This window comes from Mesorhizobium sp. M7A.F.Ca.ET.027.02.1.1 (assembly GCF_004022985.1).
Taxonomy (GTDB): domain Bacteria; phylum Pseudomonadota; class Alphaproteobacteria; order Rhizobiales; family Rhizobiaceae; genus Mesorhizobium.
The window spans coordinates 1-23,612 of the sequence record NZ_RZOL01000055.1; the positions used below are offsets into that span (position 1 = coordinate 1).

At 63.7% G+C, this 23,612-nt stretch carries 22 protein-coding genes and 2 pseudogenes; 14 read left to right on the forward strand and 10 right to left on the reverse strand.

The annotated features are described in order from the left end of the window. A partial coding sequence (locus EN749_RS09230) for a P-loop NTPase (RefSeq protein ID WP_145990894.1) occupies positions 1 to 667 on the reverse strand: 667 nt, incomplete at its 3' end. A gap of 269 nt (positions 668 to 936) precedes the next feature. Between EN749_RS09230 and EN749_RS09235 the strand changes: the two genes are divergently transcribed. Then, a complete protein-coding gene (locus EN749_RS09235) occupies positions 937 to 1,314 on the forward strand; it encodes a VOC family protein (RefSeq protein ID WP_027039668.1) in 378 nt (125 codons plus the stop codon). Positions 1,315 to 1,325: 11 nt separating this feature from the next. Here the strand turns inward: EN749_RS09235 and EN749_RS09240 are convergent, their stop codons facing one another. Continuing rightward, on the reverse strand, positions 1,326 to 2,330 hold the full coding sequence (locus tag EN749_RS09240) for an inorganic phosphate transporter (protein WP_127267014.1): 1,005 nt from the start codon (positions 2,328 to 2,330) through the stop codon (positions 1,326 to 1,328). Positions 2,331 to 2,333: 3 nt separating this feature from the next. Continuing rightward, complete coding sequence (locus EN749_RS09245) at positions 2,334 to 2,975, reverse strand: DUF47 domain-containing protein (protein ID WP_127267007.1); 642 nt, start codon at positions 2,973 to 2,975, stop codon at positions 2,334 to 2,336. Positions 2,976 to 3,126: 151 nt separating this feature from the next. On the opposite strand from EN749_RS09245, the gene EN749_RS09250 reads away from it, so the two are divergent. The 10 genes and pseudogenes from EN749_RS09250 to EN749_RS09295 all read left to right on the forward strand — a co-directional run bounded on the left by EN749_RS09250 (position 3,127) and on the right by EN749_RS09295 (position 13,095). Continuing rightward, positions 3,127 to 4,041 carry a LysR family transcriptional regulator gene (locus EN749_RS09250; RefSeq protein ID WP_127267008.1) on the forward strand — a complete coding sequence of 305 codons (915 nt, stop codon included), beginning with the start codon at positions 3,127 to 3,129 and terminating at the stop codon, positions 4,039 to 4,041. A 176-nt stretch (positions 4,042 to 4,217) separates the two neighbouring features. Further along, entirely contained in the window at positions 4,218 to 4,697 is a 480-nt protein-coding gene (locus EN749_RS09255; protein WP_127317731.1) for a formate dehydrogenase subunit gamma, read from the forward strand. After that, a complete protein-coding gene (locus EN749_RS09260; protein WP_128362976.1) occupies positions 4,694 to 6,250 on the forward strand; it encodes an NADH-quinone oxidoreductase subunit NuoF in 1,557 nt (518 codons plus the stop codon). Before EN749_RS09255 ends, EN749_RS09260 begins: the two co-directional genes overlap by 4 nt. Positions 6,251 to 6,260: 10 nt before the next feature. Then, a complete protein-coding gene (gene fdhF, locus EN749_RS09265) occupies positions 6,261 to 9,173 on the forward strand; it encodes a formate dehydrogenase subunit alpha (RefSeq protein WP_128362977.1) in 2,913 nt (970 codons plus the stop codon). Between the two features lie 2 nt (positions 9,174 to 9,175). Next, positions 9,176 to 10,006: a formate dehydrogenase accessory sulfurtransferase FdhD gene (gene fdhD / locus EN749_RS09270; RefSeq protein WP_128362978.1), complete on the forward strand. Its 831-nt coding sequence runs from the start codon at positions 9,176 to 9,178 to the stop codon at positions 10,004 to 10,006. Continuing rightward, the gene (locus EN749_RS09275) at positions 9,996 to 10,307 is read left to right on the forward strand and encodes a formate dehydrogenase subunit delta (protein WP_023811684.1); all 312 of its coding nucleotides are present in this window, start codon (positions 9,996 to 9,998) and stop codon (positions 10,305 to 10,307) included. The genes fdhD and EN749_RS09275 overlap by 11 nt, the downstream gene beginning before the upstream one ends. A 112-nt stretch (positions 10,308 to 10,419) precedes the next feature. Next, positions 10,420 to 11,973 carry an alpha/beta fold hydrolase gene (locus EN749_RS09280; RefSeq protein WP_128362979.1) on the forward strand — a complete coding sequence of 518 codons (1,554 nt, stop codon included), beginning with the start codon at positions 10,420 to 10,422 and terminating at the stop codon, positions 11,971 to 11,973. Between the two features lie 156 nt (positions 11,974 to 12,129). After that, positions 12,130 to 12,282 (forward strand): annotated as a pseudogene (locus EN749_RS09285) (carboxymuconolactone decarboxylase family protein); the annotation flags it as partial. A gap of 81 nt (positions 12,283 to 12,363) precedes the next feature. Next, on the forward strand, positions 12,364 to 12,726 hold the full coding sequence (locus tag EN749_RS09290) for a nuclear transport factor 2 family protein (RefSeq protein ID WP_127267880.1): 363 nt from the start codon (positions 12,364 to 12,366) through the stop codon (positions 12,724 to 12,726). Positions 12,727 to 12,780: 54 nt separating this feature from the next. Then, complete coding sequence (locus tag EN749_RS09295) at positions 12,781 to 13,095, forward strand: hypothetical protein (RefSeq protein WP_127267881.1); 315 nt, start codon at positions 12,781 to 12,783, stop codon at positions 13,093 to 13,095. A gap of 137 nt (positions 13,096 to 13,232) precedes the next feature. On the opposite strand, the gene EN749_RS09300 is transcribed toward EN749_RS09295, so the two are convergent. The 6 genes from EN749_RS09300 to EN749_RS09325 form a co-directional block, all read right to left on the reverse strand. Continuing rightward, positions 13,233 to 14,660 carry a gamma-aminobutyraldehyde dehydrogenase gene (locus tag EN749_RS09300; protein WP_128362980.1) on the reverse strand — a complete coding sequence of 476 codons (1,428 nt, stop codon included), beginning with the start codon at positions 14,658 to 14,660 and terminating at the stop codon, positions 13,233 to 13,235. Between the two features lie 103 nt (positions 14,661 to 14,763). After that, a complete protein-coding gene (locus EN749_RS09305; RefSeq protein ID WP_127320604.1) occupies positions 14,764 to 15,579 on the reverse strand; it encodes an ABC transporter permease in 816 nt (271 codons plus the stop codon). After that, complete coding sequence (locus tag EN749_RS09310) at positions 15,569 to 16,519, reverse strand: ABC transporter permease (protein WP_210214713.1); 951 nt, start codon at positions 16,517 to 16,519, stop codon at positions 15,569 to 15,571. Before EN749_RS09310 ends, EN749_RS09305 begins: the two co-directional genes overlap by 11 nt. A 14-nt stretch (positions 16,520 to 16,533) precedes the next feature. Next, entirely contained in the window at positions 16,534 to 17,544 is a 1,011-nt protein-coding gene (locus tag EN749_RS09315) for an ABC transporter ATP-binding protein (protein ID WP_128362982.1), read from the reverse strand. A gap of 219 nt (positions 17,545 to 17,763) precedes the next feature. Continuing rightward, a complete protein-coding gene (locus EN749_RS09320; protein WP_127267885.1) occupies positions 17,764 to 18,918 on the reverse strand; it encodes an ABC transporter substrate-binding protein in 1,155 nt (384 codons plus the stop codon). A 219-nt stretch (positions 18,919 to 19,137) separates the two neighbouring features. After that, on the reverse strand, positions 19,138 to 20,049 hold the full coding sequence (locus EN749_RS09325; protein ID WP_013528025.1) for a LysR substrate-binding domain-containing protein: 912 nt from the start codon (positions 20,047 to 20,049) through the stop codon (positions 19,138 to 19,140). A gap of 88 nt (positions 20,050 to 20,137) precedes the next feature. On the opposite strand from EN749_RS09325, the gene EN749_RS09330 reads away from it, so the two are divergent. Next, positions 20,138 to 20,587, forward strand: coding sequence for an Rrf2 family transcriptional regulator (locus tag EN749_RS09330; protein WP_128362983.1), 450 nt, complete (start codon positions 20,138 to 20,140; stop codon positions 20,585 to 20,587). Beyond that, positions 20,577 to 21,475 (forward strand): annotated as a pseudogene (locus EN749_RS09335) (NAD(P)/FAD-dependent oxidoreductase). The gene EN749_RS09330 and the pseudogene EN749_RS09335 overlap by 11 nt, the downstream one beginning before the upstream one ends. Here EN749_RS09335 and EN749_RS09340 read toward each other — a convergent pair. After that, complete coding sequence (locus EN749_RS09340; protein ID WP_128362984.1) at positions 21,472 to 22,248, reverse strand: DeoR/GlpR family DNA-binding transcription regulator; 777 nt, start codon at positions 22,246 to 22,248, stop codon at positions 21,472 to 21,474. The pseudogene EN749_RS09335 and the gene EN749_RS09340 overlap by 4 nt on opposite strands. A 401-nt stretch (positions 22,249 to 22,649) precedes the next feature. Here EN749_RS09340 and EN749_RS09345 point away from each other — a divergent pair, with 401 nt between their 5' ends. Next, positions 22,650 to 23,537, forward strand: a complete 888-nt coding sequence (locus tag EN749_RS09345; protein ID WP_128362985.1) for a phosphotransferase family protein — start codon at positions 22,650 to 22,652, stop codon at positions 23,535 to 23,537. Positions 23,538 to 23,612: the final 75 nt, after the last annotated feature.

Here is a 23,612-nt window from a genome sequence, read left to right on the forward strand (position 1 = left end):
CCATCGGGCCGCGCCAGATCATCGGCGTCTCCTCATCGACGAGGAAGCCCATCGACATGACCTTCAGCCCATAATTCTGCATCGGCTTCAGGATCTTGCCGTCGACCGTCTGCGGCCGGCCATGGATGTTGAGCAGCCTGGGCATAGACGGGCCGTAGATATCGGCATCGAGCACGCCGACCTTCAGCCCATTGGCGGCGAGGCCGAGCGCGATGTTGACGGCGGTGGTCGACTTGCCGACGCCGCCCTTGCCGGAAGCAACGGCAATGATCGCCTCGATACCGGGCACGCCACGCTTGCCCGAACTGTGCGAGGCGGGCGCGTGCGGAGCCGCACGCGGCGCGGCGGCAGCGGGCGCAGCCGGCGGAACGGGCCTGGGTGCGGGGCGCGACGGAACCGGCGCCTCCATGCCGCCGCCCTTCTTCTCGGCCGTCAGCGCGACGACCGCGCCGGCGACCCCGGGGATTGCCTTGACGACGCGCTCGGCGGCGGCGCGCAGCGGCTCCATTTCCTGGGCACGAGCGGCGGGAACGGTAATCGAGAAGAAGACCTTCCCGTCGGCGATGAAAATCTCCGAAACCATGCCGAGGTCGACGATGTTGCCGGTGAAATCCGGCCCGTTGACCGTCTTCAGACGCTCGGTGACGATTTCCTTGGTGACGGACATGGCAGTTTTTCCTTACGCAGCTTGCGCCTGAGATGCAGCTTGCACCTGAGATAATGCAGTTTCCGGACAGAACCAAGCCGTGGAGCAATGGCTGCCTTGGCGTGCCTGGAAAAGCGGCGGGTCCTGTCGGATTTCATCCGCGCCAAACGTCTTCCAGATAATCGAGCGCCGATGCGGCCAACAATCAGGTCGAGCGACAGTCGTCAAACGATCGTGGCGACCTATTTCGGTGACCAGCACGGGGTCGACAACCAGGAAAGGAGACCATCATGCTCGCAAACAGCAATGCAACGGCCAATCTCGCGGTGAAGGATCTCGCGAAAGCCAAGGCTTTCTATGAGGGAACGCTTGGCCTGAAACAGGTGCACGATGAGGGCGGCGAACTGATCGTCTACAAAAGCGGCGATACCACCCTCAACGTCTATCATTCTCAATTTGCCGGAACCAACAAGGCGACAGCGGTAACCTGGATGGTTGGCGACGAGATCGGCAACATCGTCAAGGAACTGAAGTCGAAGGGCGTCGCCTTCGAGCACTATCAGATGCCGGGCTTGACGCTGGAGGGCGATCTCCACGTCGGTTACGGAATGAAGGTCGCCTGGTTCAAGGACCCGGACGGCAACATCCTGAACCTTGTGGACAGGTAGATTTCTTCACCTCACCTCGCCAGGCCAACCGCCAGGTAGGTGAGCGCCGAAATCAAAGCCGTGGCCGGCAAAGTGACGATCCAGGCAATAACGATGTTGCCGGCAATGCCCCAGCGCACGGCCGAGACGCGGCGGGCGGCGCCGACGCCGATAATGGCGCCAGTGATGGTGTGCGTGGTCGACACGGGAATGCCGAGCCAGGTCGCGGCAAACAGGGTGATCGCCCCGCCGGTCTCGGCGCAAAAACCCTGCATCGGGTTCAGCCGCGTGATCTTCGAGCCCATGGTGTGGACGATGCGCCAGCCGCCGAACAGGGTGCCGAGCGCCAGTGCCGCCTGACAGGTGAGGACAACCCAGAGCGGTACATGGAAAGTCGCGCCGAGCATGCCTTGCGAATAGAGCAGCACGGCAATGATGCCCATGGTCTTCTGCGCGTCATTGCCACCGTGCCCGAGCGAATAGAGCGAGGCGGAAAAGAACTGCATGACGCGGAAGGTACTGTCGACCGCAAAGGGCGTCTGGCGCACGAAGAGCCACGAGACGACGAAAATCAGGATGAGCGCCAGGATAAAGCCGGTCGCTGGCGACAGGACGATTGCCGCAACCGTCTTGCCAAGCCCTGTCCAGACGATGGCGCCCACGCCTGCCTTTGCCACACCGGCACCTACCAGGCCGCCGATCAACGCATGCGAGCTGCTCGACGGGATGCCGGCGATCCAGGTGACGATGTTCCAGACTATGGCGCCGACGAGCGCCGAGAAGATGACCGCCGGGGTGACGATGCTGACATCGACGATACCCTTGCCCACTGTCTCGGCGACGTGGAGGCCGAAGAACATGAAGGCGATGAAGTTGAAGAAAGCCGCCCACAATACCGCGTATTGCGGCCTTAGCACGCGGGTGGAGACGATGGTGGCAATGGAGTTGGCGGCATCGTGCAAGCCGTTGAGAAAGTCGAAGAACAGCGCGACGCCGACGAGGCCGACCAGCACGGGAAAGGCAATGGTGGCTTCCATCACCTAGACATTCTCAATGACGATGCCGCTGATCTCGTTGGCGACGTCCTCGAAGCGGTCGACCACTTTTTCCAGTTGGCCATAAATCTCGCTGCCGATCATGTACGCCATCGGATCGCTGCTGCCGTGCTTCCTGAAGAGATCCTTCAGCCCTTGCTCGTGCAGGTCGTCGGCCCGGCTTTCGACGCGCATCACCTCTTCGGCGATGGCGTTGAGGCGCACCGTGTGCGTCGCGACCTTGTTGAGCAGCGGGATCGCCTCGGCCACCAGCTTGGCGGCGGCGACGATGACGCCACCCATTTCCTGCATCAGCGGATCGAATTCCTTGCGCTCGAACAGCTTCACCGTCTTGACCGTCTTGTGCATCATGTCGATGGCATCATCCATCGACTGGATCAGGTCCTTGATGTCGCCGCGATCGAAAGGCGTGATGAAGGAGCGCCGCACCGCCAGCAGAACTTCCGCAGTGATGTGGTCGGCCTCATCTTCGAGATCGACGATTTTCTGGCACCAGAGGTCGATATCCCTGCCTTGGAGAAGCTGCTCCAGCGCCTCGGCGCCGCCGACCACGGTGCGCGAATGTCGTTCGAACAGGTCGAAGAAGCGATCTTCGCGCGGCAAAAGCTTGCGGAACCAGCCCAGCATGGTCGATCTCCCAGTTTCATCCACATAGCGCCGCATCGCGCCGCGGGAAACAGGTAGCCGGCTTAAAGGTGTGGATGCAGGGCAATTGTGCATCGCGCTTGCGGTGAGGCGCGATTTCCCCGACCTTGCAGCGAACCACCGGAAAGATCGCATGATCGACAAGCTGGAATTCTTCATCGCGCTCGCCAGGGAGGAGCATTTCGGCCGGGCGGCGGAGGTATGCGGCGTCACCCAGCCGACGCTCTCGGCCGGCATCAAGCAGTTGGAGGGCCAGCTTGGCGTCATGCTGGTCCTGCGCGGCTCACGCTTCCAGGGGCTGACGCCGGAGGGAAAACAGGTGCTGGTGTGGGCACGCCGCATCGTCGGCGACACCAGGACCATGCGCGAGGAAATGCGCGCGGCGCGCCACGGACTTTCGGGCCGTATCCGCATCGCCGCCATTCCGACGGCGCTCGCCATGCTGCCGCGGCTGACGACGCCGTTTCGCGAAAAGCATCCAGGCGTCACCTTTTCGGTGCTGTCGCGGACCTCGATCGAGGTGCTGTCGCTGCTCGGCAATTTCGACATCGATGCCGGCATCACCTATCTCGACAACGAGCCGCTGGGGCGGGTGACCAGCGTGCCGCTCTATGACGAGCGCTATCAATTGATCACCGCGATGGGAAATCCCTATTCCGACCGCGACAAAGTGACATGGGCGGAGCTCTCAAGCCTGCCGCTGTGCCTGTTGACGCCAGACATGCAGAACCGCCGCATCATCGATCAGCATCTGGCCGAAGCCGGCGTGCAGGTGCGGCCGACGCTGGAATCCAATTCGATGATCGTGCTGTTTTCGCACATCCGCACCGGCAAATGGTCGTCGATCATGCCGCTCAACCTTGCGGAAACATTCGGTTTTTCCGAGCCGATCCGGGCCATTCCGATCGTCGAGCCAGACGCCAGCCACACGGTCGGCCTGGTGGCGACACCGCGCGAACCGCACACACCTTTGGTCTCGGCGCTGCTGGACGAGGCAATGGCGCTGGCGGACGATTTCCACGCAAACCGTTCCGCTAGACAGAGTTAGCCGAACGGAGCGATAGAAAATTTCTATCGTACAACGAAACCGCTTTATTGATTTCAGAGGTTTTCTCTGGTTTCTTAAGCACTTAGCGATAAAGCGGCACGCGCATGTCGTTGTTCCAAAACAGCTTGATGCTTCTGGCCGATATGTATGGGTCGCTACGATAGGGAGGGCGCTGCATGACAATGCAGCCTGCAAGTACCGAGATCACGTCGCGCACGGCCGCGATCATCCAGGAGATGAAGGGCCTCGAAGGCCCGTTGCTGCCGATCCTCCACGGCATCCAGGAAGAGTTCGGCCATGTGCCCAAGGATGCGCTGCCGGTCATCGCCGAGGCGCTGAACATTTCCAGGGCCGAGGTGCACGGCGTCGTCAGCTTCTATCATGATTACCGCAGCCACCCGGCAGGCCGGCATGTGCTGAAGCTCTGCCAGGCGGAATCCTGCCAGTCGATGGGTTCGGACGCCATCGCCGCCAAGCTGAAGCAATTGCTGGGCATCGGCTTCCATGAGACGACCCGCGACGGTTCGGTGACGCTGGAGCCGGTCTATTGTCTGGGCCTGTGCGCTTGTTCGCCCGCCGCAATGCTGGATGGCGAGGTGATCGGGCGACTCAATGACGAGAAGCTCGACGAGATCGTTGCAGAGGTGCGCTCATGATCCCGCGTATCTACATTCCCGGCGATTCCGGCGCACTGGCGCTGGGCGCCGAAAAGGTCGCCAAGGCGATCGCCGGCGAGCTCGCCGAGCGCGGCATCGAAGCCAAGATCGTGCGCAACGGGTCGCGCGGCGCCTATTTCCTCGAACCAATGGTCGAAGTTGCGACAGCGAACGGCCGCGTCGCCTATGGGCCGGTCAAGCCGTCCGACGTCAAAAGCCTGTTCGACGGCGGCTTCCTCACCGGCGGCCACCACAAGCGCTGGCTGGGCACGCCGGACAAGATCCCCTTCCTGGCCAAGCAGACGCGGCTGACCTTCGCGCGCTGCGGCGTCACGGATCCGCTGTCCCTCGAATCCTACAAGAAGCATGGCGGGTTGAACGGACTGACGAACGCGCTGGCACTGACGCCTGCCGACATCGTCGCCCAGGTTACCGAATCAGGCCTGCGCGGGCGCGGCGGCGCAGGCTTCCCGACCGGCATCAAGTGGAAAACGGTGCTCGATACCGCAGGCGACCGCAAATACATCGTCTGCAACGCCGACGAAGGCGATTCAGGCACCTTCGCCGACCGCATGATCATGGAGGGCGATCCGTTCGTGCTGATCGAAGGCATGACAATCGCCGGTATAGCCACGGGCGCGACCAAAGGCTTTGTCTATGTCCGCTCGGAATATCCGCATGCGGTGGCGGCGATGAACAAGGCCGTCGAGATCGCCCGCAAGGCCGGCGTTCTTGGCGCCAGCGTGCTGGGTTCGCCCTACGCTTTCGACATGGAGATCCGGGTCGGCGCCGGAGCCTATGTCTGCGGCGAGGAGACGGCGCTGCTCGATTCGCTCGAGGGCAAGCGCGGCATGGTGCGCGCAAAGCCGCCGCTGCCGGCGCATAAGGGGCTGTTCGGCAAGCCGACGGTGATCAACAACGTCATCAGCCTAGCCTCTGTGCCCATCATCATGGACAAGGGTGCGGCCTTCTACAAGGATTTCGGCATGGGCCGCTCGCGCGGCACGATCCCGATCCAGATCGCCGGCAACGTCAAATATGCCGGCCTGTTCGAAGCCGCTTTCGGTATGACGCTGGGCGAAATCATCGACGATATCGGCGGCGGTACGGCCACGGGACGTCCGGTCAAGGCGGTGCAGGTCGGCGGGCCGCTCGGCGCCTATTTCCCGCGCGCGCTGTTCGACACGCCGTTCGATTATGAAGCCTTCGCGGCAAAGGACGGGCTGATCGGCCATGCCGGCATCGTGGTGTTCGACGACACCGCCGATATGCTGAAACAGGCGCGCTTTGCCATGGAGTTCTGCGCCATCGAAAGCTGCGGCAAGTGCACGCCCTGCCGCATCGGCTCGACGCGCGGTGTCGAGACCATCGACAGAATAGTCGCGGGCATCGAGCCGGAGAAGAACCTCGCTCTGGTCACCGACCTCTGCAACACGATGAAGTTCGGTTCGCTCTGCGCGCTGGGCGGCTTCACGCCCTATCCCGTGATGAGCTCGATTACCCATTTCCCCGACGACTTCAAGCCAGCGCCCGTGCGCGTGGCTGCCGAATAGGAGCTGGCAGATGAACATCAAGGCCGACTTCCCCTCCCTCGTCGAAGAGATCGACTACGGAACCCCGCAATCGAAGGCGCAGAAGCAGGTCACGCTGAACGTCGACGGTCGCAGCATCACCGTGCCGGAAGGCACCTCGATCATGCGTGCCGCGATGGAAGGCGGGGTCGAGATCCCGAAGCTTTGCGCCACCGACATGCTGGACTCCTTCGGTTCGTGCCGTGTCTGCCTTGTCGAGATCGAAGGACGCGGCGGCACGCCGGCATCGTGCACGACGCCCGTCGGCGAAGGCATGATCGTGCGCACGCAGACCGAGCGGCTCGATGCCATTCGCCGCGGCGTCATGGAGCTCTACGTCTCCGATCATCCGACCGGCTGGAACGAACAGGCCGGAACCGGCGCGAGCGAGTTCGATGCGGTGGCGAAGTCGATCGGCCTGACCGAGAACCGCTACGGCATCGAAGGCCGCAACCACGTCAAGCCGGAAGGTGGCGTGGCGCCCGGCCATGGCTCGCTGGCGGTCGACTACATCGCCCGCGATGAATCCAACCCCTATTTCACCTATGATGCCTCGCAATGCATCGTCTGCTCGCGCTGCGTGCGGGCCTGCGAAGAGGTGCAGGGCACCTTCGCGCTGACCATCGAGGGACGAGGCTTCGAATCCCGGGTTTCGGCGGGGATGCACGAGGCGTTCATCGATTCGGAATGCGTGTCCTGCGGCGCCTGCGTGCAGGCCTGTCCGACCGATGCGCTGCGCGAGAAGACGGTGCTTGCCAAGGGCCTGCCGGAGCGCTCGGCTGTTACCACCTGCGCCTATTGCGGCGTCGGCTGCTCGTTCAAGGCCGAGGTGAAGGGTGACGAAGTCGTTCGCATGATGCCCTATAAGGAGGGGAAGGCGAACCACGGCCATTCCTGCGTCAAGGGCCGTTTCGCCTATGGCTACGCCACCCACAAGGACCGCATCCTGTCGCCGATGATCCGCGAAAAGGTCACCGACCCGTGGCGCGAAGTGAGCTGGGAAGAGGCGATCTCCCATACAGCGAAAGAATTCCGCCGCATCCAGTACCAGTACGGACGCACCGCGATCGGCGGCATCACCTCGTCGCGCTGCACCAACGAGGAAACCTACCTCGTCCAGAAGATGGTGCGGCAGGGTTTCCGCAACAACAATGTCGACACCTGCGCACGCGTCTGCCATTCGCCGACGGGCTACGGGCTCGGCCAGACCTATGGCACCTCGGCCGGCACGCAGGATTTCGATTCCGTCGACTTCACCGACGTCGCCGTCATCATCGGCGCCAATCCGGCTTCCGCTCACCCGGTGTTCGCCTCGCGGCTGAAGAAGCGGCTGCGCCAGGGCGCCAAGCTGATCGTGCTCGATCCGCGCCGCACCGAGATGGTCAAGTCGGCCCATATCGAAGCGGATTACCACCTGCCGCTGAAGCCCGGCACCAATGTGGCCGTGCTGACGGCGCTGGCGCATGTCATCGTCACCGAGGGCCTGTTCGACGAAGCCTTCATCCGCGAACGCTGCGACTGGACGGAGTTCCAGGATTGGGCATCGTTCGTCGCCTTGCCGGAAAACAGCCCCGAAACCGTCGGCAAATTGTCCGGCGTCGATCCAGAGCTGATCCGGGGCGCTGCACGGCTCTACGCCACCGGCGGCAACGGCGCGATCTATTACGGCCTCGGCGTGACGGAACACAGCCAGGGCTCGACCACTGTGATGGCAATCGCCAATCTCGCCATGGCCACCGGCAATATCGGCCGGCCCGGCGTCGGCGTGAACCCACTGCGCGGCCAGAACAACGTGCAGGGCTCCTGCGACATGGGCTCCTTCCCGCACGAACTGCCGGGCTATCGCCACATCTCCGGCGAAGCCGTGCGCGATATCTATGAGACCTTGTGGGGCGTGAAGCTGGACGACGAACCCGGCCTGCGCATCCCCAACATGCTGGATGCCGCCGTCGACGGCAGCTTCAAGGGCATCTACATCCAGGGGGAGGACATTCTGCAGTCCGATCCCGACACCAAGCATGTCGCCGCCGGCCTTGCCGCGATGGAATGCGTCGTCGTGCATGACCTCTTCCTCAACGAGACGGCGAACTACGCGCATGTCTTCCTGCCGGGCTCGACCTTCCTGGAGAAGGACGGCACCTTCACCAACGCCGAGCGCCGCATCAACATGGTGCGCAAGGTTCTTGAGCCGAAGGCGCGCTACGCCGATTGGGAGGCGACGCAGGAGCTTGCCCGCGCGATCGGGCTGGACTGGAATTATCAGCATCCCTCCGAGATCATGGACGAGATCGCGATGACCACGCCGAGCTTCGCCGGCGTCTCCTTCGAGTTGCTCGACCGTGTCGGATCCGTGCAATGGCCCTGCAACGAGAAGGCGCCGCTCGGCACCCCGATCATGCATATTGACGGGTTCGTGCGCGGCAAGGGCAAGTTCATCCGGACCGAATATGTGGCGACGGACGAAAGGACGGGACCGCGCTTCCCGCTGCTGCTCACCACCGGCCGCATCCTGTCACAGTACAATGTCGGCGCGCAGACCAGGCGCACCGACAACAGCATGTGGCACTCGGAGGACCGGCTGGAGATCCATCCGCACGATGCCGAGAACCGCGGTTTGCGCGACGGCGACTGGGTCCGGCTGACCAGCCGATCGGGCGAGACGACGCTGCGCGCGCTGATCACCGACCGGGTGTCGCCCGGCGTGGTCTACACGACGTTCCATCATCCGGACACGCAGGCCAACGTCATCACCACCGACTTCTCCGACTGGGCGACCAATTGTCCGGAATACAAGGTGACGGCGGTGCAGGTCGGCGCCTCCAACGGACCGTCGGAATGGCAGCGCGACTATGACGAGCAAGCCAAGCAGAGCCGGCGCATCGCGTCTTTGCAGGCGGCGGAGTAGTCTTGAGCGCGCGCCGCAAAGCCACGACGCAGGTATCGCGGCTGGCGCACCGCGCGGTTGGGACGACGGCTGCCAACCGGATGGTGCCGGAAGAGACGCCGGTGGCGTTCTCCTTTGCCGGCACCACGCATGCGGTGATGATGGCAAGCCCGGTGGATTTCGAGGATTTCGCGCTTGGCTTCTCGCTGACCGAAGGCATTGTGGCTGCGCCGGAAGAGATCGAAGCGATCGAGGTCGAGGACCATGGCGCCGGCATCGACATTCAGATCCGGCTGAAGGACCGAGCCAACACACGTTTCGAAGCGCGGCGGCGAAGGCTCGCCGGCCCGGTCGGCTGCGGGCTTTGCGGCATCGAATCGATCGAGGAAGCAATGCGCGCGGTCGATGCGGTTGGTGCCTCAAGCCTTACGCTTGATGCCGACGACATCGCCCGTTCGGTCAAGCTTTTGTCCAAAGTGCAGCCGCTGCACACCGAGACCGGAGCGGTACACGCCGCCGGTTTCTATATGCCTGGCAAGGGCATCGTCATGGCGCGCGAAGATGTCGGCCGTCACAATGCGCTCGACAAGCTGGCCGGCGCGCTGGCCAGGGCCGGCATCGATGGCGCATCCGGTGCCGTCGTGGTGACATCCAGGGTGTCGGTCGAAATGGTGCAGAAGACGGCTTCCATCGGCTCGGCCTTCATCATCGCCGTCTCGGCGCCGACCGCCCTTGCCATCCGCACGGCGCAAGAGGCCGGCATGACGCTGGTGGCGCTGGTTCGCGGCGACGATTTTGATATTTTCACCCACCCCGACCGGGTGGTTTGCGGAGTTGCCAAGCATGTCGCATGACGAAGAACACATTATGAGCACCGCCGAGAAGCTGGTGCGCATGGCAAACCAGATCGCCGATTTCTTCCATTCCAAGCCGCGCGAGGAAGGCATTGCCGGCGTCGCCGAGCACATCAACAAGTTCTGGGAGCCGAGGATGCGGCGGCAGTTCTTCGAAATGCTGGACGACGGCACCGGGAACTTCAACGAGTTGGTGGTGGCCGCCTCCGCCAGGATCAGGCGGCCGATCACGCCGGCTGCGGCCGACCTCAAACTCGGACTCGAGCCCTCCCCTGCCGACGTCGCCGCCTCGCAGGAATAATCGCCAAGCCGCGCCGGCTTACATTCGCCATCGCTAAAGTTTAAGCTGCCGCATCCGCGCTGTTCTGCTATGGTTTGACGACCAGAAATCGTCAGGCCGGGGTGGAAATCTCGTGAGGCCGATCGAGACGCGATACGCCCGTAGCGGCGATATGAGGATCGCCTATCAGGTGGTCGGGCAGGGATCGCTCGATCTGGTCTTCGTGCCGGGCTTCATTTCCAACCTCGACCTGCACTGGGAAGACGAGGGCTATACCAGGCTCTTGAAGCGGCTTTCGGCATTCTCGCGGCTGATCCTGTTCGACAAACGCGGCACGGGTCTGTCCGACCGCGTCGACGCGCATAACCTGCCCAGTCTCGAAACGCGGATGGACGATGTGCGCGCGGTTATGGACGCCGCCGGCAGCGGCCGTGCAGCCCTGCTCGGCTCCTCCGAAGGCGCGCCGATGGCGATGCTGTTCGCCGCCACCTATCCGGAGCGGACGCGGGCGCTGGCGCTCTATGGCGGCTATGCGCATTTCCACAAATGGGTGATGTCGCCCGAACGCCTCGACGCTTTCATCGAGATGGCGGAGACAGCCTGGGGCACCGGCGCCACTCTGCCCCATTTCGCGCCGAGCCGGGTCGACGACGCGCATTTCGCCCAGTGGTGGGCACGTTTCGAACGATTGTCGGCGAGCCCGACGGCGGCGGCGGCGCTGGCGCGCATGAACGCCGACGTCGACATCCGCCACATCCTGAACGTGATCAGCGCGCCGACGCTTGTGATTCATCGCCGCAACGATGCGCGGGTCGACCCCGATGCCAGCCGCTTCCTTGCACAGAAGATCCCCGGCGCCCGGCTGGTCGAGATTCCCGGACGCGACCATCCGATCTGGACCGGCGATGTCGACGGGGTGGCCGACCTGATCGAGGAATTCCTGACCGGCGAGCGCGCCGTAGGCGAAGTGGACCGCGTGCTGGCGGCACTTCTGGTGACACGCATCTACGATACGGCGCGGCTCGGCGACCGCATGTGGAGCGAACGCAGCCAACGTTTCCAGGAAACCTGGCGGCTGCTGGTCGGACGCCATGGTGGGCGCTCCGTGGGCCTGCATGGCGAGTTGATGATTTCGCGCTTCGACGGCCCGGCACGCGCCATACGCTGCGCGGCAGCCCTGCGCGAGGCGGCGCAGGAAATCGGCGTGGCAAGCGCGCAAGGGGCGCATGTCGGCGAGATCGAAATGCGCGGTCCGCCCGTCGGGATGACGGCGCGGGTGGCGATGCAACTGGCCGCCCATGCCGGCCGCGGCGACATTATCGCGTCGCGTCTGATCGCCGATCTGGCGGCTGGGTCGGGCCTGCATTTCACCGACGCCGGGCGCATCAGCGTCGACGAGTTGGAGGAGCCGCTGGCGCTGGTCCATGCGACGTCCGAACAGCATCTGGAACCCGCCTGCCGGCCCAAACCCAGGGTTGCCGAGCCGGCCGCATTGACGGCGCGCGAAGGCGAGGTGGTGAGCCTCGTCGCCGACGGCAAGAGCAATGCCGCGATCGCCGCCGAATTGAGGCTGAGCGAACACACGGTCAAGCGCCATGTCGCCAACATACTGCTCAAGCTGGACCTGCCGTCGCGGGCGGCGGCGGCGGCGTTTTCGGCCAGGCACCCTGGCCCGCACGGGCCATGAGAGCCATGGCGCTTTCGGGCGAAGCGGCCATGGGCGGGTCAGCGCTATCAATTCTCTCCATGCAGGCCAGGCGGATGTCGTCGGGAAAGGTGCTGCGAACGGAGGAGGAAATGCTGACGTCGAACCAAACACTCAAATCGCTTGCGATAGCGGCAGGGCGCCAGCGATGAGGAGATCAAGGAGGCGGTGGCGATGTCCGCGATCGTGCGCCACTGGCCGACGATGCTCAACGGCAGCCAGGTCGATCTGACGACCTTCAAGGAGCAGGCCGACGACGTGTTCGCGGCCGTCAAGGCGAAGTCGCAGTAACAACCACTGCCCGGCGACGAGCGCCGGGCAGCCCTTCGACCATCAACCGCCCGGTCGCAAGACGGGCCAATGGAGGATGACATGCTGACCAAGACCCAAACAGTGGATGGCGCATCGATCAAGAAGGCCATCGAAACCCGTGACGGCAAGATGCTGTCGAGCTTCTATGCCGACGACGCGCTGGTGCGGGTGATCGACCGCAACAACCCGCCGAGCAAGCCGCGCGAGATCCGCGGACGCGCGGCGATCACCACATTCTGGGACGACATCTGCAGCCGGGCGATGACCCACAAGGTCGACACCACCATCGCCGACGGCGACAGCCTCGCCTTCACCCAGGCCTGCGCCTATCCGGACGGGACCAAGGTGTTCTGCGCGGCGATGCTGGAGTTGAAGGACGGGCGGATCGCAAGGCAAACCGTCGTCCAGGCCTGGGACGAGTAGATCAACGGCCGGTGGATAACCGCGGCCTGGGCCGCAAACCTCGAGGAGAAGACGATGTTCAGCGCCAGATGGCAGATCGACGCCAAGTTCGGACACAAGCAGACCGTGCTCGACCTGTTGAAGAAATGGGAACGCGAGATCGGCTCGCAGGTCGGCATCGACGAGCTGGAATTCCAGATCATGACCGGTTCGATCGGCGCGCGGGAGGCGACGGTCGAGTCCCATCACCAGGTCGAAAGCCTGGCCCAGCTGGAGGCGTTCTTCGCCAAGATCGGCAAGATCGACGCGCATGCCAAATGGGGCAAGGAGATCGAGCCCTATGTCGTGTCGGGCACCAGCCTGTGGAATATTTACCGCATTGTGGAGTAGTGATTCTCCTCCTCGTTTCACGGGGAGAAGATGCCGGCAGGCAGATGAGGGGCGGAGCCCGCTTTGCCAGCGACGCGCTGCTCCTCATCCGGCCCTTCGGGCCACCTTCTCCCGTAAAACGGGGAGAAGGGAAGGCGCTAGCTGTGAGCCACCATCACATGGCGCACGGCGGTGTAGTCTTCCAGCGCGTAGAGCGACATGTCCTTGCCGTAGCCGGACTGTTTCAGCCCGCCATGCGGCATCTCGTTGGTCAGCATGAAATGCGTGTTGATCCAGGTGCAGCCATATTGCAGGCGGGCGGCCGTCGCCATGGCGCGCGAGACATCCTTGGTCCATACCGATGACGCCAGGCCGTAGTCGCTGTCATTGGCCCAGTTCACCGCCTCGTCGACCTCCGAAAAACGGGTAACCGAGACGACCGGGCCGAACACTTCGCGGCGCACGATCTCGTCTTCCTGCAGCGCGCCGGAAACCACGGTCGGCTGGTAGTAGAAGCCGGAACCCTCGCCCGGCTTGCCGCCGGTGGTGATCTCGATGTGCTTCAGTTCCGAGGCCCGCTCGACGAAGCTCGACACGCGGTCGCGCTGGCGGCGGGAGATGAGCGGGCCGATCTCGTTTTCAGTGTCGTCGGGACGGTTGTACTTGATGGTCGAGACGGCCGAGGAGAGATCGGCGACGAGTTTGTCGTAAATCTTCTTGCCGGCGTAGATGCGGCAGGCGGCGGTACAGTCCTGGCCGGCATTGTAATAGCCGAAGGCGCGCAGGCCGTTGACCACGGCGCCAAGATCGGCGTCGTCGAAGACGATGACCGGTGCCTTGCCGCCGAGTTCGAGATGCGTGCGCTTGACCGACTTGGCGGCGGCCTGCAGCACCTTCTTGCCGGTGGCGACGTCGCCGGTGATCGAGATCATGTTGACCTTGGGATGGTTGATCAGCGTGTTGCCGACGCTGTCGCCGCGGCCGAGGACGACATTGACCACGCCTTCCGGCAGGATTTCCGCAAGTATCTTGGCAAGCTTCAGCGCCGTCAGCGGTGTCTGCTCGGATGGTTTGAAGACGACGGTATTGCCGCCGGCGATCGCCGGCGCCAGCTTCCAGGCCATCATCATCAGCGGGTAGTTCCACGGCGCGATGGAGGCGACGATGCCGATCGGATCGCGCCGGACCATGGAAGTGTGGCCGGGCAGATATTCGCCGGCGACGACGCCGGGCATCGAGCGAACGGCGCCGGCGAAGAAGCGGTAGCAGTCGACGATCGCCGGGATTTCGTCATTGAGCACAGCGTTGATCGGCTTGCCGCAGTTGAGCGCCTCGAGCGTGGCGAACTCCTTCGCGTCGGCTTCGATGCGGTCGGCGATCTTCAGCAAATAGCCGGAGCGCTGCGCCGGCGTGGTGCGCGACCACAAGACGAATGCCTGTTCGGCGGCGGTGACCGCCGCCTCGATCTGCGCCTGGCTGGCCTCGGGCAGGTTGAGGATGGTCGCCCCGGTCTTTGGGTTGAGGATCGGCTCCTCGGTTTCAGTGCCCTTCTCGAATTTCGAGCCGATCAGCATCTGGGTGTCCATTGGATTCTCCCTTAACAGGAGCGAGTAGCGAGTAGCTGAAAGCGAGCAGGGTTGACCGTCGATGATCCCTACTCGCTGTTCGCTACTCCCTATTCGCTGTTTTTCATTTCCCACTTCCGGCGATCTGGTCGCCGTCACGGGTGAGGTAATAGGCGGCAAGGATCGGCAGCAGCGTCACCAGCATGACGACCATGGCGACGACATTGGTGACCGGGCGCTGGCGCGGACGGATCAGCTCTTCCAGCATCCAGATCGGCAGCGTCTGCTGCTGGCCGGCTGTGAAGGTGGTGACGATGACCTCGTCGAAGGACAAAGCGAAAGCCAGCATGCCGCCGGCAAGCAGTGCCGTGGCGATGTTGGGCAGCACGACATGGCGAAAAGTCTGAAAACCGTCGGCGCCGAGATCCATCGAGGCCTCGATCATCGATCCGGAGGTGCGGCGGAAGCGGGCGACGGCGTTGTTGTAGACGACCACCACGCAGAAGGTGGCGTGGCCGAGCACGATCGTCCAGAACGAGAACGGGATATCGGCGAGCGAAAAGGCCGAGCGCAGCGCGATGCCGGTGATGATGCCGGGCAGCGCGATCGGCAGGATGACCAGCAGCGAGATGGTTTCGCGGCCGAAGAATTTTGTCCGCGACACCGCCGCCGAACAGAGCGTTCCGAGGACCAAAGCAATCGCAGTCGAGATCGAGGCAACCCTGACCGATAGCGACAGCGCCTGCCAGACATCCGGCCGGTTCCAGGTCACGGCGAACCATTGCGTCGTCAGCCCTGGCGGCGGCCAGACGAAGCTCTTCTCCTCGGTGGTGAAGGCGTAGACGAAGATCAGCAGGATCGGCAGATGCAGGAACAGCAGGCCGCAGGCGGCGGCTATCTTCAGGCCGAGCGGAGCCGACTGGGAACCATCAGAGCGCATCGAAGGCCCCCATGCGCTTGGCGCCCCAGAGGTAGAAGCCCATGATGACGATCGGCACCACGGTGAAGGCGGCGGCGAGCGGGATGTTGCCGGCGGTGCCTTGCTGCGAATAGACGGCTTGGCCGATGAACAGCCGCGAGGTGCCGATAATCTGCGGGATGATATAGTCGCCGAGCGTCAGCGAGAAGGTGAAGATCGACCCGGCGACGATGCCCGGCAGGGCCAGCGGGAACAGCACGTTGCGGAAAGTCTGCCCCGGAGAGGCGCCGAGGTCGGACGAGGCCTCGACCAGATTGCCCGGCACGCGCTCCAGCGCCGCCTGTACCGGCAGGATCATGAACGGCAGCCAGACATAGACGAAGACGATGAAGGTGCCGGTGAACGATACCGACAGCGAATTGCCGCCGACGATCGGCAGCGACAGCCAGGCGTCGAGAACCCCCAACAAATGCAGCTTGGCGAGGAGCCAGGTGAGGATGCCCTCCTTGGCCAGGATCAGCTTCCAGGCGTAGATCTTGACCAGATAGCTCGACCACAGCGGCAGCATGATGCCGAGATAGAACAAGGCCTTCCAGCGGCCGCGCGCATAACGTGCCGCGTAATAGGCGATGGGGAAAGCGATGACGGCCGAGGCCAGCGTGACCAAGGCCGCCATCGTCACCGTGCGCAGGATGATGTCGAGATTGGCGGCCTGGAACAGGTCGCCATAGGTCTTGAGCGTGAACTCACGGTTGATAAGGCCGGAAAACTCGTCGATGGAGAAAAAGCTCTGCGCCAGGAGCGCAAACAGCGAGCCAATATAGACGATACCCAGCCACAGAACCGGAGGCAGCAGCATGAGCAGCAGCAGGACCTTCGGCTTGCGCCAGAAAAGGTCCGATAGCGCGCCGCGCAAGCCGCCGCTGCCGGGCAGGATGGCGGGCGCTGTTGCACGCATCATGGCGGCGTCGAGGCTCATGCCGGCTCGTCCATCAGATGCAGGTGCTCGCGGTTGAAGGTGAGCACCACCGCCTCGCCTTCCCCAGGCAAGGCCGTGCCGGCGGGCACGATGGCGTGCAGCCGCAGCCCGTCGGCGTCGAGCGCCAGCCTGGTGGTGGCGCCGAGATAGTTGGTCGAGACGAGGCGGGCGGATACGCCTTCGCCACTTGTGCCCGCGCTGGCCGCGCGGCCGACACGAATGGATTCAGGGCGCAGGCTGCCCCAGCGATGCTGGCCGGAATAGCGCTGGACGAAATCCGGCGGCAGCACGTTGGAGGAGCCGACGAAATCGGCGACGAAGCGCGTCTTCGGTCGCTGGTAGATATCTTCCGGCGTGCCGACCTGCATGATCTTGCCATCGTTGAAGACGGCGACGCGGTCGGCCATCGACAGCGCCTCGCCCTGGTCGTGGGTGACGAAGACAAAGGTGATGCCGAGCGCCTTCTGCAGCGACTTCAACTCCTCCTGCATGTTCTCGCGCAATTTGAGGTCGAGCGCGCCGAGCGGCTCGTCGAGCAACAGCACCTTTGGCTGGTTGACCAGCGCACGGGCGAGTGCCACGCGCTGGCGCTGGCCGCCGGAAAGCTGGCCGGGGCGGCGGGCGCCATAGCCGGGCAGCCGCACCAGTGACAGCGCTTCTTCCGCCGCCTTGTGCCGCTGAGCCTTGCCGACACCCTTGACCATCAGCCCGTAGGCGACGTTGTCGAGCACGTTCAGATGCGGGAACAGCGCATAGTCCTGGAACACGGTGTTGACGTTGCGGCGATAGGGCGGAACGCCCTCGGCGCGTTCGCCGAAGATCGAGATCGAGCCCGATGTCGGCTGCTCGAAGCCGGCGATGAGGCGCAGGCAGGTGGTCTTGCCGGAACCTGACGGGCCGAGCATGGCGAAGAATTCGCCCGGCACGATGTCGAGATCGACCGCGTCGACGGCGCGCACGCTGCCGAAATGGCGCGAGGCTTTCTGGAAGGAGACGGCGGAGGTCATGGGCTGTCCTGATCTGTCAGGCAAATCAATTCGGGCTGCGGTGCAGCGTTCTTCTAGCGGGCGTTTGCGCTGCCCCTCATCCGCCTGCCGGCACCTTCTCCCCGTACAGTGACGGGGAGAAGGGAAGCACTCCAAGGCCGGTGACCCCCCTCTCCCCGCTTCTTCACGGGGAGAGGGTAAGGTGAGGGGCGGCGCTGCACTCTCAGGCGAAGCGCGGAATCACCTTCCGCCGATGACGCCGATATAGTCCGACACCCAGCGGTAGTACGGCACGCATTGGTCGTTCTGGGTGGCGCATTTCGACACCGGGGTCTTCCAGAACTTGATCTTGTCGAAGTTCTCGTAGCCGTTGGTCTTGCAGCCCTCGTCGGTCAAAAGCTCATTGCCCTTGCAGGCGGCGGGCACCACGGGCAGCGAACCGAACCAGGCCGAGACGTCGCCCTGCACCTTGGGCGACAGCGAATGTTCCATCCACATATAGGCGCAGTTGGGGTTGGCCGAATCGGCTTCCATCATCGTGGTGTCGGCCCAACCGGTCGCGCCCTCCTCCGGAATGGTGGACGCTATCGGCTTCTTGGCGGCGACCAGCGTGTTGACCTGGAAAGGCCACGAGCCGGAAGCGACGACGCCCTCGTTCTGGAAATCGTCGACCTGGATGGCGGCGTCATGCCAGTAGCGGCCGACCAGCGTGCGCTGGACGCGCAGCAGGTCGAGTGCCGCCTTGTACTGGTCCTCGTTCAGTTCGTAGGGATCCTTGATGCCGAGTTCCGGCTTGTGGAACATCAGATAGTTGGCGGCGTCCGCGACGTGGATCGGCCCGTCATAGGCCTGGACGCGGCCCTTGTTGGACTTGCCGTCCGGCAGCTTCATTTCCTCGAAGACCACATTCCAGCTCTTGGGAGCTTCCTTGAACACGTCGGTGTTGTACATCAGGACGTTGGGACCCCACTGGTAGGGAACGCCGTAGTGGGCGCCGCCAACGGTGAACCACGGCGCGTCCTTGAGGCGCTCGTCGACCGTTTTCCAGCTCGGGATGAGATCGGTGTTGATCGGCTGCACACGCTTGCCGGCAACGAGGCGCAGCGAAGCATCGCCCGAAGCCGTGACGAGGTCGAAGCCACCCTCATTCATCAGCGAGACCATCTCGTCGGAGGTATTGGCGGTCTTGACGTTGACCTTGCAGCCGGTCTCCTTCTCGAAGGAGGTCACCCAGTCATAGCCCTTGTCGGTTTCGCCGCGCTCGATGTAGCCCGGCCAGGCAACGATGTTGACCTGGCCCTCGCCCTTGCCAAGTTCCTTGACCTGGGCGACGGCCTGACCGGAAAAGGTCAGCGCGACCGTCAGAGCAGTGCATGACTTCAGGAATGAATTCATTGTCGATCTCCCATTTAGGCGCCTGGCCCCGAAGGCCGGTTTCGGTCTTCGCTAGGGGTCACGCGCGGACTGAAAACTGTCAGTTCGTCCGTTGGGCTTGATGCCGCTCTGATGGCGGCTTTGGTCCCTGAACCGAAAGTGCTTTGAAAATTCCGGTTTCGCAAATTCATTTATCAGAAGGGCGATATCGGTTTTTCCGATAGGTTGGCAGCCGATCTCTCAGGGACGCTGGCGAACCGTCCGTTGCGACTGGGCAAGGCCGATGAAATCGCGCGCGGCCTGCGGTAGACCGGAGCCGCGCCGCCAGACCATGCCCACCTGGACCACCGGCAAGGAGCCGGAAATATCGCGCGATTCGATGCGGTCGCCTTCCAGCGACCAGGGCCGGTAGACGAGGTCGGGCAGCAGCGCCACGCCGGCGCCGGTGGCGACCAGACTGCGCACGGCCTCCACGGAACGGGTGCGGAAGGCGACATGCGGCTTGGCGCCGATCGCCGTCAGCAGCTTGCCGGTATTCTCCTCGATCTCGTCGACGGTCAGCATGATCAGCGTTTCGGAGGCAATGTCGCCAATGCTGATGATGTCGGCGCCGACGAGCGGATGACCGAGCGGCAGCCACAGCCGATAGGCCGAGACTTCGAGGATTTCCGACTGCAACGCGGTGCGGTCGCGCAAATTGGAGGTGACCATGACGGCAATGTCGAGCTTGCCGCCAATCAGGAGGTGTTCGAGATAATCGCCATTGTCCTCGATGGCAGAGACCTCGACGCCGGGATAGGCGCGGCGGTAGCGGGCGAGCAGATCCGACAGCACATAACCGGCGACCAGCGAGGTGACGCCGAGCTGCAGCCGGCCGGCCGCCACCGCCTGCTCGCCGGAGAAAGAGCGGCGCGCGTCGGAAACGTCCGCGAGGATCTTCGTCGCGTGGCGCAGGAACTGGTGGCCCTTGTGGGTGATGTTGAGGCCACGCGGATGGCGCTCGAACAGTTCGACGCCGAGATCGCTTTCGAGCTCCTTGATCGCTTCGGTGACCGACGATTGCGAGATCGACAGGTTCTGCGCGGCGCCCGAGACCGTGCCTTGCTCGGCGACGGCGATGAAGAACTGCAGCTGGCGGATGGTGAAAGCCATGGCCGGACTAAACACGGCGGAGGCGATGCTGGGAAGTGGCCACCGGCGAACACTTGACGGCTTCGCCAATCGTAACTAACTAAGTTACATGAAGCGCAACAGCCGACTGTCCTCGACCTTGCACATTCTCGTCCACATGGCCGAGAAGCCCGAACAGGCGTTGACCTCCGAGCAGCTTGCCACCTTCATCCACACCAATCCGGTTGTGGTCCGCCGCACCATCGCAGGCTTGCGCGACGCCGGCATCGTCACCTCGTCACGCGGGCACGGTGGCGGCTGGCTGCTCGGGCGGGCGCCCGAGAAAATCTCCCTGGCCGAGATCAGCGCAGCGCTTGGCGAGACGCTGCTGCCGTTCAGCACCGAACCGGAAAGCCCCGGCTGCCTCGTCGAGCAGGCGGTGATCGCCGTGCTCGACGATTTTCGCATCGCCGCCGAAAGGCTGTTGGCGGAGAAGCTGAGCCGCATCACGCTGGCCGACCTGACCGCCGATTTCCGCCGCCGTTTTGACCTCACTGGAGTCTCCAGCCATGCAGTATGATCTTGCCGCCGTGGGCGGCAGCTTTGCCGGCCTGTCCGCCGCCATCCAGGTGGCGCGGGCAGGACGCAAGGTGCTGGTGATCGAGCCGGCCAGCCGCGCAACCGCTTTGCCGAGCATTCGCACGGCTTCCTCGGCCAGGACGGACGCGCGCCTGGCGCAATCCTGGCTGACGCAAGACGACAGCTGCTGGCCTACCCGACAACCAGGGTTGTCGACGGGCGCGCCGACAAGGCCGTTGCCGCCGGCAACAGCGATTTCGAAATCACCACCGATGGCGACGAGACATTCGGTGCCGCACGATTGGTGCTGGCCACCGGGGTGCGCGATATCCTGCCCGAGGTTGCCGGTCTTGCCGAGCTCTGGGGCAGGAGCGTGCTGCACTGCCCCTATTGCCACGGCTACGAGATTTCCGGCGGGCCGCTCGGCGTGCTCGCAACCGGCCCGATGTCCCTGCATCAGGCACAGCTGATCGCCGATTGGGGCGATGTCACACTGTTCGGCAATGGCCTGTTCGAACCCGACACAGATCAGATGCGCGCGTTGGAGAGCCGAAAGGTGCGGTTTGAGCCCACCAGCGTTGCCGAGCTAAGGGAAGACGGCTCCGGCGGGTTGATCGTCCACCTCGACGATAGCCGAAAGGCCGGCGTCAGGGCGATGTTCACCGCTCCGCGCAACATCATGGCCAGCCCGCTGGCCGAACAGCTCGGCTGCGGCTTCTCCGAAGGCCTCCTCGGCCCGGTGATATCAGTCGATGACAGGCAGCAGACGACCGTGCCCGGCGTCTACGCCGCCGGCGACGCGGCACGCTCGATGCACAATATTGCCTTTGCGGTATCGGGTGGCACTTTTGCGGGCGTCTGCGCCCACCAGTCGCTGGTGTTCGGCTAGAACCCGGCTTCCTCGCCGGCGATGCTGACCCGCGCGCCGGCCTGGGCCAGGGCGGCAGCCAGGTCGTGCGGCGGCGAGCGGTCGGTGGCGAGTTCGGAAAAGCTGTCGAAGCCGCAGACCTGGACCAGACCAAGACGGCCGAATTTCGAGTGATCGGTGATGACGAGGGACCGCTGGCCGCGCGACAGCACCATGCGGGCGAACTCGGCCTCATCCAGATCAAAATCCATGACGCCCATCACCGCGTCGACGCCGCCGGTGGAAATGATGGCGTGGCTGACCGAAAAACGACTGACAAAATCGATTGCCGAGGCGCCGAAAGCAGCGCCGGAATCGCTGCGCAGCTCGCCGCCCGCCATATAGACCTTGTTGCCGTTGATGGTGGCCAGGGTGCGGGCAATATCCGAGGAATTGGTGACGACCGTCAGGCGCCGGTGGCCGAGCAGTTCACGCGCAAGGAACGAGGTCGTCGTGCCGGTGTCGAGCATGATCGATTCGCCGTCGCGTATGGTGGCGGCGACCATGCGGGCAATGACGCGCTTGGCGTCGGCGTTCTCACGCATGCGCCGTTCGAACGGCGCTTCGCCGATCATCGACGGCAGGCCGATGGCGCCATGCATCTTGAGGACAGAGCCATCACCAGTCAGGGGCTTGACGTCGCGGCGCACCGTCTCCAGCGACACGCCCAGCCGGTCGGCCAGGCTGGCGATGGTGACGGTGCCCTCTTCCTGCAGGAGCCGCAGGATCTCGCCGTGTCGTTTGGACTGGGCCATCTGGTTTCCCGAACTGATGCTCCTGACCGATTTTAAGGTAATTCAAGTGCTTTTAAAGGAACTACCTTACGCTTTCGGGCAAAATACCCAAAAAAAGTCACACCTTTTTATTGACAAGCGGGCAGCCCTGGCGTGAAATCGAAGACATCAACAGGCTTCAGATCTGCGACTGGGGGCAGAGCCGCAATTCAGCGATCAGGCCGTTTGGAACGTGCCTGTTCAAGGAATTTTCAGATCCGCGGGGGCGGATGCCGGGCTCAAAAACCTGGCCAAGGGGCTCGTCGGTGCGGTGCGGGATACCGATCCTGGCGTCCCGCACCGACGAGATCATTTACGTTTCTCCCGCCATCGTTGCGCTGTTCACGGCGCCTTGTCGAAGCCCAGCAAACCAGGGATGTTCCGTGACCGCCGAAGATCGCATCCGCGCCCTGCCCTGCTGGACCGGTAGCATCGAGATCGCACCGCTGCCCGGCGGCCTGAGCAACGCGAATTATGTGGTCAAGGACGCGGCCGGACGACATGTCGTGCGCTTCGGCAAGGACTATCCGTTCCACCATGTCTTTCGCGAGCGCGAGGTTATGACCGCGCGGGCGGCGCATGCCGCCGGTTTCGCGCCAGCCGTCCGCCATGCCGAACCGGGCATACTGGTGACGGAATTTCTCGGTGCGAAAACCTATCTGGCGGAAGACGTGCGCGCCAATCTCGGCCGGGTCGCGGCCCTGATGCGCGCCTTCCACCGGGAGATGCCCAATCACGTCTCGGGCGCCGGCTTCATGTTCTGGGTGTTCCATGTCATTCGCGACTATGCGCGCACGCTTGAAGAAGGCGGCAGCCGCAAGCGCATCGACTTGCCGCGCCTTTTGACACTGGCCGACGAACTGGAGCGCGCGCAGAAACTGCTGCCGATCGTCTTTGGCCATAATGACCTGTTGCCGGCCAATATTCTCGACGACGGCAACAGACTATGGCTGATCGACTTCGAATATGCCGGCTTCAACACGGCGATGTTCGACCTCGCAGGCGCCGCCTCCAACGCCGGCATGAGCGACGAGGAATCCTTTGCCTTCCTGACCGCCTACTTCATGAAGGAACCGGACGAGGCGATCCGCCGTTCGCACGCGGCCATGCAATGCGCCTCGCTGCTGCGCGAGGCGATGTGGAGCATGGTCTCCGAGCTCTATCTCGACGCGCCGGGCATCGACTACGTCGCCTACACCGAGGAAAACCTCGCCCGGCTCGACGCGGCACTGGAAAACTACCGGACAAAATACGGGATACAGAAATCATGACATTGCCGAGCCAGGCCGCCATCGTCGTCATCGGCGGCGGCATCATCGGCTGTTCGACGGCCTATCATCTTGCGC